Raw genomic sequence first — 259 nt, forward strand, 5'->3', positions numbered from 1 at the left:
AGGAGCTGGAGCGCGCCGACCCGCTCGCGGCGCGCATTCCCCTCACCGGTGAGCCGGACCCGCGCCTGCTGCGGGTGCTGGACAAGGTGTGCCAGGCACCCGCCATCCATCTGACGCTGACAGCGCTGGCGGCAGATTGCGGCGCCTCGGTGCGCACCCTCAACCGGCTCTTCCTCCAGCAGCTGGGGTGCAGCTTTCGCCAGTGGCGGGAGCAGGGGGTGCTGGGACGGGCGCGCCAGTTGCAGCACCGGGGGCTCAC

1 pseudogene is annotated in these 259 nt (G+C 72.6%); it reads left to right on the forward strand.

What is annotated here, in order from left to right:
* Positions 1-259: pseudogene (locus AACR77_RS18625) on the forward strand (AraC family transcriptional regulator); the annotation flags it as partial.

The sequence above is a fragment of the Aeromonas sp. ZOR0002 genome (assembly GCF_963866995.1).
GTDB classification, from domain to species: Bacteria; Pseudomonadota; Gammaproteobacteria; order Enterobacterales; family Aeromonadaceae; genus Aeromonas; species Aeromonas caviae.